Here is a 13,066-nt window from a genome sequence, read left to right as displayed (position 1 = left end):
ATAAAAGATAGGATTAGAGCTGGACCAGCATATTTTGCAGCTGCGACCCCAGTTAATACAAAGACCCCAGTTCCAATTATTGCCCCTACTCCTAGCATCGTAAGGTCGACTGCCCCAAGAACACGATTTAAAGATTGATCACTGCTTTGACTAGTAGTTAGTAACTTTTTTCTAAATAAGTTCATAATGCCTCCAAATTAGTGTCGATAATAGTCGAATGACGCTTTTGTAATTTTACAAGCATTTAATATTTTTGTAAACATTAAAATTTTCTAACATTTCTAATAATCTTCTCTTGAATTATGTATCTTCATTCATTGCCAATTTCTTGCGTTGACAATCATCCCTTTAACTCGCTAAAATGTTTTTCATGTGGCAACTCAGATAACTAACATCAAGAAGAAGGTGACTTAATGTGAAAAAAATAAAAATTAGTCTTGCATGGCAAATTTTGATCGGACTAGCATTTGGTATTCTCATCGGTGCGCTGTTCTATGGAAACGAAACAGTCCAAGGATATCTACAACCAATCGGAGATATCTTTATTCGATTGATTAAGATGATCGTTGTACCGATCGTTGTTTCGAGTCTTATTGTTGGTGTTGCGAGCGTTGGTGACATTAAACAACTCGGTCGTCTCGGCGGAAAAACGATTCTTTATTTTGAGATCATTACAACTTTGGCAATCGTAATCGGTCTATTTATCGCTAACATATTCCAGCCTGGAGCAGGAGTGGATATGAAATCGTTATCAAAAGGTGATATTTCGAGCTATGTGGAAACAACTGAATCTGTTGAAAGTCATGGCTTTGCAGATACTTTCTTAAACATTGTACCAACGAACCTTTTTGAATCATTAGCTGAAGGAGATATGTTGGCAATCATCTTCTTCTCCGTTCTATTCGGACTTGGAATTGCAGCGATTGGAGAAAAAGGTAAACCGGTATTAGCCTTTTTCCAAGGAACAGCTGACGCCATGTTCTACATCACGAATCAAATCATGAAACTTGCTCCATTCGGCGTATTCGCACTTATTGGAGTTACTGTATCAAAATTTGGAGTCGAATCACTTGTACCGTTAAGTAAACTCGTTCTGGTCGTTTATGGGGCAATGTTCTTCTTCGTAATAGTTGTATTAGGTGCTGTAGCAGCGATGGTCAAGGTGAACATCTTTACTTTGATCAAAATTTTGAAAGACGAACTAATCCTAGCTTACTCAACAGCTAGTTCAGAAACGGTATTACCAAAAATCATGGAAAAGATGGAGAAGTTCGGATGTCCAAAAGCCATTACTTCTTTCGTCATTCCTACTGGTTACTCATTTAACCTAGATGGATCCACACTTTATCAAGCAATTGCCGCTTTATTTATTGCACAAATGTATGGGATTGAAATAACAATCGCAGAGCAAGTTTCGTTATTGCTCGTACTAATGGTAACGTCAAAAGGGATTGCAGGCGTTCCAGGTGTTTCATTCGTCGTTCTTTTAGCAACATTGGGTACAGTTGGAATACCATTAGAAGGTCTAGCATTCATTGCGGGAATCGACCGAATTCTCGACATGGCGCGAACGGCTGTAAACGTAGTAGGAAACTCGTTAGCTGCTGTTGTAATGTCCAAATGGGAAGGTCAATTCAATCCTATTAAAGCACAGGAATATCAACAAGAAGTCAGCTAACCTTAATAGAAAACTAGTTTCAATGAAAAACCGTGTGAGTGATATATTGCTCACACGGTTTTTATTTATGTAAAAAGTAAAAAAGAACCCGGTGGGCTCTCTCCTCATATTAAGTCCTTATGCGGTTAACAGCAATGAGCATCAAAAATGATATACCGATAACACTCCCTACCCACATCCATGCAAGATCCATTTGTCCTGATTCGATCGCGATATAGATTGCGGTGGATATCGTCTGTGTTTTTCCAGGTATATTTCCTGCGAACATCAGCGTTGCACCAAACTCACCTAATGCACGAGCAAAACTAAGAATAGCACCAGATGTGATGGCCCTAAGAGATAGTGGAACAGAAATTTTCAGCAATACATCCCACTCGTTTGCCCCATCTACTCGCGCTGCGTTTTCGATATCTGCATCAATAGATTCAAACCCCGCTTTGGCGGATTGATACATGAGTGGAAATGCAACAACTGCAGCCGCAATTACGGCTGCCCACCATGTAAACAAGATCGGTTGGTTAAAAAGCCAATCTACTAGTTTTCCCCCTGGTCCATTTCGGCCGAACAACACGATCAATAAGAAACCTACTACCGTTGGGGGTAGTACGAGCGGAAGTAGGAATAGTGTTTCAATTAACGTTTTCCCTTTAAACCTCTGATGAGACATGATTCTTCCAAAAAATAAACCTGCAAGAATCACAATCAATGAAGCTGTCACCGCTATGCCGAGTGATAATTTGACAGGTGACCAAAAATCTATTGCCATTACATTCTCCACCCGCTTAACACATTGATTTATGATGAATTTATCCGTATTCATCATATCATATCGCACTTTGTTGGAGATTAAGTATGCCGAATTTGTCGAATGACCTTTATTTTTGAATTTAGACTTAATTGATTTCTAGTTCGACTTAATTGATGCCCATAACGACTTAATTTTTCTGGGTAAGACTTAATTTTTCTTTTCTAGACTTAATTACTTGTTATCTCACTCACCTGGCTGGCTACAACCCACCTCTATTCATAATAAAAAGCTGTCTATATGAGCCGAACATCCCTTCTAGACAGCATATTTCTTTATTCTTTAACAGCTAACACTGAACCCTTGTATTCTTTATCAATAAAGTCAGTAATTTCTTTAGAATGAAGGACTTCTAATAACGTTTTAATCGATTTTTTATCTTTGTCGCCTTCACGAACCGTGATGATATTCGCAAATGGTGAATCTGACCCTTCAAGTGCGATAGAATCTTTCTTCGGGTTCAAATCCGCATCGATTGCAAAGTTTGTGTTAATAACAATTGCATCGCCTTCATCGTTCTCATACGCTTTCGTTAAAAGTCCTGGATCAATATCTGCCACAAACTCTAAGTTTTTCGGATTTTCTACAATATCGCTTATTTGAGCTTCATAGCCTTTTCCTTCTTTTAGTTTGATAAGTCCTTCTGCTTCAAAGATTGAAAGGATACGCCCGTGCTCGGCAATTGAGTTACTTAAGATTACCTTTCCACCATCTGGAATGTCTTTTAATGATTTATGTCTTTTTGAATAAACACCCATAGGCTCTAAGTGAACAGCACCTGCGTTTTCAAACTTATACTTCGGGTTATCTTTCACTTGCTGAGTTAAATATGGAATATGCTGAAAATAGTTTGCATCTATTTCTTTTTCATAAAGTGACTTGTTCGGTAAAATGTAGTCTTGGAATTTTACGATTTCCAATTCAATACCCTTCTCCTCTAAAAGTGGCTTCGCTTCCTCCAAAATCTCAGCGTGCGGTACGTTTGAAGCTCCAACAACAAGCTTTTCTGTTTTCTCTCCGCCACTTGTCGACGAGCCACAAGCCGCTAATACAAACACTGCCAAACTTGTTAATATTACTTGAATGATTCTTTTCATGATCTGATCCCCTATCCATATTTTCTATATATTCTTTGATAAAAGCTCTTTTTAAGAGGTGGTATAAAAAAACCTCCTGTTCTCATAAAAGAGACAGAAGGCTTCTCGAAAAACGTTTCCGATAATCCTCTCATCTCTCAGTGTGACCACTGTTAGAATTAGCACCGTTTTCATATTGAATATTCAACATGAATGGTTGCCGGGCTTCATCGGGCTAATTCCCTCCGCCTGCTCTTAATAAGAGTATTCCTATCAAATTACTTTGTATTATTACAATATTCCTACAAAATGTCAAACACTTTTTTTCAAATTATTCTGAACAGACTCATTCACATTCTTCAATAACCATTCTGAAGTAGAAGAAATTAATTTATCGAAGTGGACAATAGAAGAAAACGTATGATTAGCACCTTCAATTAACACGATTGAGCTTTCACCTTTCTTCCTCTTTCTTGATTTTTCAAAAAAGTGAGCGCAATATTTTGAAGAAATTACTGGATCACCCGTGCCATGGATAAACAGTGCGTTCCCACGAAAATGTCTGATGTCTTCTAACGGTGAATATGATTGAAGCGAAAGTAAAAATTCCTCGGTTATCGCATACCCTAGATGATCGATCACAGGTTGCTCTCCGTTGTAACCAACAATTTCTTTTATATCTGCAAAAGGATTTCCTACTGCAGACCAAGTGATCACATTCTTAACTCTTTCATCATCTGCCACAGTGCAAACCGCTACTGCACCACCTAAACTATGACCGATTAAGATTATTGAGTTTTGATCAACATAAGGAAGTCTGCTTCCAAAAGAAATCACTTCCTTCGTTTGATCGATAAAACAGGTGAATTCATTATCTCCATATTCCCCTTCACTCTCACCGCAGCCAGCATAATCAAACCTCAAGACAGCAAATCCGAGCTTAACGAGTGCTTGAGCGGATTTTACAAACAGACGGTCTACTCCAATGCGTGTACTCGTAAAACCGTGGCAAATAATGATCAGCGGAAACTTCTTTTCACCTTCACCAGTCCATTTTGGAAAATGGATAGTGTGCGCCAGCTTTTTTCTCTTCCACCATATACAATCAGACATAACCAAATCACACACTCCTTTTCTTTCTGTTGAAATTCACTTTTCCAGCATGATAAACGCAAAAAACCGTGTTCACTAAAAAGAGAACACGGTTCCATACTTATAATCCGTTCGTTCTCTCATCTTTCAGCAAAAATTGCTGTTAGATTTAGCACCGTTTCGGTCAAAACAAATTCGTGTTTTGCCGATGGTTGCCGGGCTTCATAGGGCTAATTCCCTCCGCCTGCTCTGAATAAGAGTTTGATTATTCATTTGAAAATAATAATAGGATACTTGATGATTGTTGTCAATGTTGAATATCAAACCCGCACATTCTATCTTTCAGAATATTATTAAGTGACGAGGAAATGCTAAAAAATGCAGTTTTCATTAAGCAATAAAGAACGGGTGATTTCAATGAGATTTTTTAAGAAGAAGAAAAAACAAACTGGATCAAATTTTGATCCTACAAAAGATACATTGACATTCCCTGAACTTATGAAAAAGTTAACAGCTTCAGCAGACTTTTCTACTGTTAAGCAATCTTCTCTTAGTACCTTCTATATCTCTTATTATAAAACACTTGTAAATCCTGAATTTGTTCATCGTGATTTATTGCCTTATATAACAGAAATCCCTCTGAAAAACTTAGATGATATAGAAAAGCATCTCCCATTAGATGGAATGGTTAAGACCAGTGATGTTCATGATATCGCGAACAAAGTTACAGAAGGCTTTATTCTCATTCAAATGAATAAAGACGACCCAGAAGGATTGCTCGTTCCCAGTTTATCGACCGAAAACAGACAGATCTCGATTCCAGAAACCGAATTCAGCGTTGTAGGACCAAAGGAAGCATTCGTTGAATCTTTAGACACCAACCTAAACTTGATTCGTAAAAGACTTCCCATTCCTGAATTTACAGTAAAGGAAGTAAGGGTTGGGAAACTTTCAAAAACAAGAGTAGCGATTATCTATATTGATGGAATTGCTGATAAGGAAAATGTGAACACCGCGATCCAACGTGTTAACGACATTGAATATGATCATGTCGTAGACAGTTCTTATATCAATCAAATGATTTCAGACAATGAAAACTCTCCTTTTCCTCAGCTCATTGATACAGAACGTCCAGACCGAGTAGCTAGTGTGTTATCTGAAGGAAAAGTAGCGATTATGGCTGACGGATCTCCACATGCATTAACGGGTCCAACAACCATCGTAGAATTCTTTTCTGCTTTTGAAGACTATTTTCTAAATTGGACCCTTGCCTCTGTCTTTCGATTGATCCGCTTGATGGCGGTTATGTTTTCCGTATTGTCTACACCACTTTATGTTGCGGTATTAACGTTTCATTATGAGATGATTCCAGAAAATCTATTAGCTACACTTGTGGCTTCTCGAAACGATATTCCGTTTCCACCTATTTTAGAAGCTATTGTACTAGAGCTTTCTATTGAGTTGCTTCGTGAAGCTGGAGCTAGGCTACCTTCTAAAGTCGGGCAGACGATCGGTATTGTTGGGGGTATCGTTATCGGAACTGCAGCTGTACAAGCAGGTTTAACGAGTAACGTTCTTTTGATTATTGTGGCTTTGGCTGCACTAGCTTCATTTACAACACCTGTATATCAGATGAGTAACACGATTCGTTTGCTTCGGTTTCCTTTTTTATTGTTTGCGCAATTCTTAGGTGTATTAGGTGTTGCCATCTGTTTTGCTTTTATCATTTCACATCTGTTGAAACTAACTTCTCTCGGAAGACCTTACATCGCACCGCTATATCCGCTTCGTGTTAATGATCTTAAAGATGCTCTAATACGAATGCCGTTCAGTATGCAGAACACCCGCCCATCATCAGTTCGACCACAAGATAAGGCAAAAATGAATAAGAAGCGTGCAATAGAAAAGCATGACATAGAAGACTAAAAAAGCGAGGGGTATGTATGTCTCAGATCAGTGAAAACAAACAGATATCACCTTATATGGCTTTTTATATGGTTACAACGATGCAGATTGGAGTAGGAATATTGGGGTTTGAGCGTTATATCGCTAAATCCGCAGGTCATGATGCCTGGATATCGGTAATCATCGGAGGTCTTTCGTTTAATGTGTTAATCTGGATGATCTATCGTGTTCTTTCGAAAGAGAATGCAGATATCATTGGCGTACATAGAAACTTGTTTGGCAGATGGATTGGCGGTGCATTAAGTTGTCTTCTCTTGATTTATTTTAGCTCTACCATTCTAACAGTACTTAGAACGTACATTGAAGTGATTCAAATCTGGGTTTTCCCTGAGCTGGGTACACCAATTATAGCCATTATTCTATTGGGGTTAGCATACTCCTACGTCTTAGGAGGAATCCGGGTTGTGGCTGGACTTTCAGTACTTGGCTTTTTTTTAACCCTCCCTCTATTTTTGTTAAAGTATTACGCACTTAAAAATGCTCACTATACAAATCTTTTACCCATTTTGGACCATTCGTTTAGTGATCTGATGGTAGCAACAAAAGGTGTTACTCTTGATTATTTAGGATTTGAGCTCATACTATTATATTTACCGTTCCTAAAACAACCTGAAAAATCTCAAAAGTGGGCTCATTTTGGTAATTTATTTACAATGTTTACTTACCTCGTCACTGTATTTGTATCTTTTGTCTATTTTAATCAAGAGCAGTTACAACATACGATTTGGGCGACGTTAACTTTATGGAAAATAGTCGATCTACCGTTTGCCCAGCGCTTCGAATATGCTGGTATCGCTCTCTGGCTTTTCGTTGTTCTTCCAAATCTATGTATTGGATTATGGTCGGTCAGCCGCGGTATTCACCGGTTATATAAAATTAAGCAAAAAAGCGCGCTACGCACTATGCTTTTTGTAATTTTCATATGTAGCATCCTAGTCGTTGACCGCCAGCAAGTAGACATACTGAATTCAAAAGTTTCTCAGATTGGATTTTATATCCTATACGCTTATATCCCATTTTTATTTGTTATCCAACTGACTTTAGGAAGAGTGAGGAAAACAAAAAATGGTTAACAAAAAACTTCTTATCATTTTTACTTTAATCACATTAACAGGCTGCTTTCCGAGTAAAAAAATTCTAGAAGATGTTCAACTCGTATCAGCAGTTGGTTATGATTATAAATCAAATAACCAAGTGGAGTTAAACGGGATGGTTGCCATTCCACAGCGAGGTGAAGATGTCCCTCCAATTTCACAAGTTTTTACGGCAACCACCAATACGAGCAAGATGGCAAGAGCATTGGAACAAGCAGAATCTCCAAAACCTTTTGAAATCGGCCGGTTAGAAATCGCTCTTTATAATGATCAATTAGCTGAAAAAGGCATCTACAATCTCGTTGACACACTACAGCGTGATCCTTCCTTAGGTCGAGACCTATATTTAGCGGTTGTTAAAGGAAGTACGAAAACATTGTTGAAACAGCAATACCCGCTAAGTGAAACGCCTTCTAAATATTTGCTTCAGCTTCTTAATCAAAATATGAGCGCGAACATACCAAAATCAAACCTACATGATTTTTTGTATACGTATTACGGAAAAGGCATGGATCCAAACTTGCCACTCTTAGAAAAAGACGGAGATCGAATAAGAGTAATAGGTACGGCTCTTTTAAAAGACGACAAAATGGTCGGGCATTTGAAACTCGAAGATTCTTTTCTTTTAAAGCTGCTCATGGAACCCTTTGAAAAAGGCATATATGAAGTGAAGTTTAAAAAAGATCAATTCTTTACAATCCAAAATCTGTCATCCAAGGTGGAATATCGTTTTAAAGATGTGAAACGATCTCCATCAATCGACATTTTTGTTAAAGTAAAAGGCCGAGTGAGTGAAGCGCCAAAGATACCAGTAAGCGATCCGTCCCTTATTGAACAGCTTGAAAGTGCTGCAGAAAAAGCGATGAACAAACGTACAAACAAGATTGTTAAGAAGCTTCAAAAATCAAATGTAGATACGATTGGATTAGGCGATCTGGCGAGAAGCAGAACACGAGGATTTGATTTTAAACGTTGGGATGAACAATATCCGGATATCCCAATCAACGTAAAAGTGAAGGTGGAAATTACGCAGGCCGGGATTACAGAGTAGCGTACTATGTTGGGACATTTATGACGTTAGTGTAGAATGTGGCGAGTTTTGTTTTGTCGAAAATTGGATAAAAAATTCTATCCGTGAAATTATCAAGCTTATACGTGAATACATTCCCATTTACCGTGAAATTATTTGGAATTACCGTGGATATATGTTTTAACGTTTTCTCTTGTATGCATCGTGCGTACATTCCATGAAAATGTCAGCTTCAAATGGACATCACCCATGTAAAAAAGAAGCTTTTCCTCAACACTCTCCTCCCGTTGAGCAAAAAGCTTCTTTTCATGATTAATTTCAGCTGCCATAGCCACCAGCACCTGCACAAGATTGATTCCGTTTTTTCGATCGCATTCACTCCCATAACAACTGCGATTAGCTCTTCTGTTAAAAAAGCATCTGAGTTTTTTTTAGCTCATATTCTTAAAATACACAGATCTTTTCATTACGTCCCGCCCCTAGTCACGTTAAAGCTCTATTTTTGTTGTTTCTCTAACTGTTGAAGTCGTTTTTCAATTTTCTTCCGCTTTTCTATTTCCTGAAACACAATAATGAACGCTGTTGCAGCCATACAAAATGTAACCCATTCCACCTTGATCACCCCTTAATTTTCTGCAATTCAGTCATTCGACTATCATAAGCTTTCTTAACGAATTCGTATTTGCTGGCATAAATTTTAATAATTTCTTTGATCTCTTCTGCTCGGTAAAACTCGTTTCGATTGTGAGCAAGCGAAGGATAGCCTGATCCCCTGTGAAGATAATCTGATGAAGCAACGGAATACCATCTTTCTTCAACTAGTGGTTCACCATCTATTCTCATTTCAACCACTTTCAATCCATCGAATACAACTTCTGCACCTGAAATATGAAGTCCCCCCACATACTTTCCTCTAAAGCCAGGCCCTCTTCCATCAAGTAAGCAGTGTTGAACATCAAGTGATTGTTGAATAGCTTCTAATATGTATTTACCTTGAATCTCGAAGGATGTTGGATTTAACGGTGATGGGCAGATCTCTATTAATTTTTTATTAGAAACATAAGAAAATATCCCTGCGTTAACAATGCCACTGTTTATTAACCCTATGTCGGTATTCAACATGTCTTTTAAACCATCTGCGATAAGGTTTGTGATCGGGTTTTCATTGATAACATCGTGCCATAATGGTTTATCAATCTTGTATAATGGTTTTCCTAAGATCTCAATCGCTGTTTTTTTACTTCTTTTTAGAATGGATACGATCTGTTCATCTGCTTGAGAATCTTTTGTGCTATAAACGGCAGACTGTAGGAGCGTTTTGTGTGTCCCATTTATTTCTAATTCTAATACGCCAATATGTTCACCAAAGTTCCCTGCACTTACGATGAACGTATCATTGACTACCTGTGCTTCTTTATATAAAACGTGATCATGCGAAGAAACGATAACATCTATGCCAGAAATTTCTTTTGCTAATTCTATATCCGCTACCGTTCCAACATGATTCAGCAAGATACACAGATCGTATTTTCCTCGATTACGTTCCATTTCATCGGCAATAGCGATAATGTAGTTTTCGCCATGAAACCCTAGCCCCTCATTAAAAGCACCTAAGTCAGGTGATGCGCCGGTTACGAAAATACGCAGTCCATTTTTGTTGAGGATTACACTTGAATGAACCCCAGGAATTGTCGTCCTTTGTTTCTTGAAAAGGTTGTTGCTTATAAACGGAACTGAACTTTGAGTAGCCATATGTTCTAACGTGTCTGCCCCATTAAACATCTCATTGTTGCCGATCGTTAATACATCGTAACCAGCTGCACTAAGAAGCTCAACCGCCGCCATTCCTCTAGTTCCCTGCAGTTCAATGCTTTTAAAGTCTGCAAAGTCTCCTGCATCCACGACTAAAGTGTTTTCGTCTTTATGCTGATTGATTAATGTGACTGCTTTTGCAAAGTTATCAAATTGACTGTGAAGATCGTTTGTATGTATGATTTTGATTTTCATATTTCCCCCAAATTTAAATAAGTTTACCTTTACAAATAATGGTATCATAAATAATAGAACATATGTTTATAAAATATGGAGGAATGGAATGTCATATTACGATAACGAATTACATATTAGACCTATCATAGACGGTGACCTCCCTAGGCTTTGGGAACTGATTTATAAAGACAAGGAACCAGAATGGAAACAGTGGGACGCTCCATATTTTGAACACAAACAAATTCCTTTTGATGAGTTTATGTGGAACAAAGATCACTATGTTAACCATGATCAACGCTGGGCGATAGAAGTGGCTGGTGAGTTAGTTGGAACAGTGAGTTATTATTGGGAGCACGAGCCTTCTCGCTGGTTAGAGATGGGAATTGGTATCTACAATCCTAACTATTGGAGCGGTGGATACGGAACAAGAGCTATTATTCTATGGATCAACCACTTGTTTAACACGCTGCCACTCGTCCGTGTTGGATACACAACATGGTCAGGGAACGAGCGAATGATAAAAGTTGGCGAAAAGCTTGGCATGAAAATGGAAGGCAGAATGAGAAAATGCCGCTATTACAACGGAGAATATTACGACTCGATCAGGATGGGCATTCTTCGAGAAGAGTGGGAATCATCCACAATAGGAGGATAAGAGCATGGAGATTATCTTAGCGCTATCAGGTTGTTTCATTTTATTTTTCGTCATTTATGTAGCGGTGAGAACTGGAATTAATGATTCTAAAAATCTTAATATAATAAGAAATGAACTATCCATGTTGAAAAGTGAGTTAGAACTGTTACGCAAACAATTAGAAAACAATGAGGAGGAACAGCACCTTTGGCAAGATGGAAAACCATAACATCTCAATATATCTACCAAACGCCTTTTGGCCATTTAAGAACAGACTGCTGTGAGCTACCGAACGGCCAGAAAATTGATAACTATTATGTTCATGAGTATCCTGATTGGGTGAATGCTGTTGTGCTAACTAAAGATAAACAGATTGTACTTGTTGAACAATACCGTCATCCCGGTAACGACTACTATTTAGAAGTTCCAGCTGGGAAAGTCGAACAAGATGAATTCTATGAGGATGCGATTATAAGAGAGATTCAAGAGGAAACGGGTTTCACTTCTATTAAAAAACCGATCTTTCTTGGAGAATTCATGGTGAACCCTGCTACCCAAAACAACAAGGTTATAACATTTCTAATCTTAGATGCTTTCCAGTCATCTTCGCAAAACTTAGATGACAATGAAGAATTAATGATTAAGATTATCCCTTTTCATGAGATGGAAGAATTAATAGAAGATAAAAAAATTACACAGTTGTTTACGGTAAGTGCTTACTATTTAGCAAAAAATTATCTATTTAAAAACGAAGAAAACTAGCTTAGTTGATTTTGCCTCTAAGCTAGTTCTCCCTCTTTAATTAAGTTGAATTTTAACCGCACGTGTTGCTACAAAACTTTTGATATAGGTATCGATCGGTCTTCTTCCACCAAAGTCATCTTCGTATAGTCCTGTTATAACAAAACCTGCATCAATCTGTCCTTGAATTTGGTCTTCAAGCGTATGTCCGAATTCTATCGTCTCATCAGCCTTAAGATATGAAGCTTTCTCTTCTTCTGTCATTGTATCGAGTGTTGAATAAGGAATAGTGTTACTTACCACTAGATTTCCTTTTCGATCTTCTTCATCATTAAAAATAAACAACAATGGATTTGTAAAACCAGATATAAGTACGCCTCTGTCTTTTAACACACGTGACGCTTCTTTCCATACGGGTGAAATATCCTCTACAAAAACATTCGCCACAGGATGGACGATTAAGTCGAACTCCTCTTCACTAAACATGGAGAGATCACACATATCTCCTTGAATAACTCTTAGACTTAAGTTGTTTGCTTCTGCCACCCTCATATCATTTTCTAACTGTTTCTTTGATATATCGATAACCGTTACATCTGCGCCAGCCGCTGCTAAAACAGGACCTTGTTGCCCTCCTCCAGAAGCGAGACAAAGAATCTTAACTCCATTTAATGACTGTGGAAACCAACCTCTAGGAACTGACTTTTCAGTTGTAACTGTAATATGCCAATCCCCTAATTTACTTTTTTCAATAACTTCATTCGATACAGCCTTCGTGTAGCTTACACCATCTTCAACTTTTTTGTCCCAAGCCTTGCTATTGTGTTTAATCGTATTCATCTGTAAATCTCCTAGTTTTAATATAGTCACATTAAACATTCCTTAAAAAGGTAGCTCTATCCTTCATAGAAGACAAAAGAACAGCAAAAAAGAGCCTTTCACATGAACTGCACCCCGAATTT

At 38.0% G+C, this 13,066-nt stretch carries 13 protein-coding genes, 1 pseudogene and 2 riboswitches; of the genes and pseudogenes, 7 read left to right on the top strand and 7 right to left on the bottom strand.

Going from position 1 to position 13,066, the window contains the following annotated elements:
• Window positions 1–185: pseudogene (locus tag P4V41_RS21240) on the bottom strand (amino acid permease); the annotation flags it as partial.
• Window positions 186–424: 239 nt separating this feature from the next.
• Here P4V41_RS21240 and P4V41_RS21235 point away from each other — a divergent pair.
• Window positions 425–1,678, top strand: a complete 1,254-nt coding sequence (locus P4V41_RS21235; protein WP_328087196.1) for a cation:dicarboxylate symporter family transporter — start codon at window positions 425–427, stop codon at window positions 1,676–1,678.
• 109 nt (window positions 1,679–1,787) lie between these two features.
• Here the strand turns inward: P4V41_RS21235 and modB are convergent, their stop codons facing one another.
• From modB to P4V41_RS21220, 3 genes are all read right to left on the bottom strand, one after another.
• The gene (modB, locus tag P4V41_RS21230) at window positions 1,788–2,444 is read right to left on the bottom strand and encodes a molybdate ABC transporter permease subunit (RefSeq protein ID WP_328087194.1); all 657 of its coding nucleotides are present in this window, start codon (window positions 2,442–2,444) and stop codon (window positions 1,788–1,790) included.
• A 314-nt stretch (window positions 2,445–2,758) separates the two neighbouring features.
• Window positions 2,759–3,580, bottom strand: a complete 822-nt coding sequence (locus P4V41_RS21225) for a MetQ/NlpA family ABC transporter substrate-binding protein (RefSeq protein WP_328087192.1) — start codon at window positions 3,578–3,580, stop codon at window positions 2,759–2,761.
• 127 nt (window positions 3,581–3,707) lie between these two features.
• Window positions 3,708–3,824, bottom strand: a riboswitch (SAM riboswitch).
• Between the two features lie 47 nt (window positions 3,825–3,871).
• Window positions 3,872–4,672, bottom strand: a complete 801-nt coding sequence (locus tag P4V41_RS21220) for an alpha/beta hydrolase (RefSeq protein ID WP_328087191.1) — start codon at window positions 4,670–4,672, stop codon at window positions 3,872–3,874.
• Window positions 4,673–4,788: 116 nt separating this feature from the next.
• Window positions 4,789–4,911, bottom strand: a riboswitch (SAM riboswitch).
• Window positions 4,912–5,068: 157 nt separating this feature from the next.
• On the opposite strand from P4V41_RS21220, the gene P4V41_RS21215 reads away from it, so the two are divergent.
• From P4V41_RS21215 to P4V41_RS21205, 3 genes are read left to right on the top strand one after another with little or no spacing between them, the layout of a single operon-like run.
• Window positions 5,069–6,577 carry a spore germination protein gene (locus P4V41_RS21215; RefSeq protein ID WP_419181342.1) on the top strand — a complete coding sequence of 503 codons (1,509 nt, stop codon included), beginning with the start codon at window positions 5,069–5,071 and terminating at the stop codon, window positions 6,575–6,577.
• 17 nt (window positions 6,578–6,594) lie between these two features.
• A complete protein-coding gene (locus P4V41_RS21210) occupies window positions 6,595–7,689 on the top strand; it encodes a GerAB/ArcD/ProY family transporter (protein ID WP_328087190.1) in 1,095 nt (364 codons plus the stop codon).
• A complete protein-coding gene (locus tag P4V41_RS21205) occupies window positions 7,682–8,761 on the top strand; it encodes a Ger(x)C family spore germination protein (protein WP_328087189.1) in 1,080 nt (359 codons plus the stop codon). The genes P4V41_RS21210 and P4V41_RS21205 overlap by 8 nt, the downstream gene beginning before the upstream one ends.
• Window positions 8,762–8,892: 131 nt before the next feature.
• Here P4V41_RS21205 and P4V41_RS21200 read toward each other — a convergent pair whose 3' ends face one another.
• Window positions 8,893–9,069 (bottom strand): hypothetical protein, encoded by a 177-nt coding sequence (locus tag P4V41_RS21200; RefSeq protein WP_328087188.1) that lies wholly within the window; start codon window positions 9,067–9,069, stop codon window positions 8,893–8,895.
• Between the two features lie 289 nt (window positions 9,070–9,358).
• Window positions 9,359–10,747, bottom strand: a complete 1,389-nt coding sequence (locus tag P4V41_RS21195) for a bifunctional metallophosphatase/5'-nucleotidase (RefSeq protein WP_328087187.1) — start codon at window positions 10,745–10,747, stop codon at window positions 9,359–9,361.
• 88 nt (window positions 10,748–10,835) lie between these two features.
• Here P4V41_RS21195 and P4V41_RS21190 point away from each other — a divergent pair, with 88 nt between their 5' ends.
• The 3 genes from P4V41_RS21190 to P4V41_RS21180 are packed head-to-tail and all read left to right on the top strand — an operon-like array spanning window position 10,836 to window position 12,125.
• The gene (locus P4V41_RS21190; protein ID WP_328087186.1) at window positions 10,836–11,384 is read left to right on the top strand and encodes a GNAT family protein; all 549 of its coding nucleotides are present in this window, start codon (window positions 10,836–10,838) and stop codon (window positions 11,382–11,384) included.
• 4 nt (window positions 11,385–11,388) lie between these two features.
• Window positions 11,389–11,592 (top strand): hypothetical protein, encoded by a 204-nt coding sequence (locus P4V41_RS21185; RefSeq protein ID WP_328087184.1) that lies wholly within the window; start codon window positions 11,389–11,391, stop codon window positions 11,590–11,592.
• On the top strand, window positions 11,571–12,125 hold the full coding sequence (locus P4V41_RS21180) for an NUDIX hydrolase (RefSeq protein WP_328087182.1): 555 nt from the start codon (window positions 11,571–11,573) through the stop codon (window positions 12,123–12,125). The genes P4V41_RS21185 and P4V41_RS21180 overlap by 22 nt, the downstream gene beginning before the upstream one ends.
• 36 nt (window positions 12,126–12,161) lie before the next feature.
• Here the strand turns inward: P4V41_RS21180 and P4V41_RS21175 are convergent, their stop codons facing one another.
• Window positions 12,162–12,944: a class I SAM-dependent methyltransferase gene (locus P4V41_RS21175; protein ID WP_328087180.1), complete on the bottom strand. Its 783-nt coding sequence runs from the start codon at window positions 12,942–12,944 to the stop codon at window positions 12,162–12,164.
• Window positions 12,945–13,066 lie beyond the last annotated feature (122 nt).

The organism is Fictibacillus nanhaiensis (genome assembly GCF_036213205.1).
Taxonomy (GTDB): domain Bacteria; phylum Bacillota; class Bacilli; order Bacillales; family Fictibacillaceae; genus Fictibacillus; species Fictibacillus nanhaiensis_E.
This window is presented reverse-complemented; position numbering and strand designations above follow the sequence as displayed.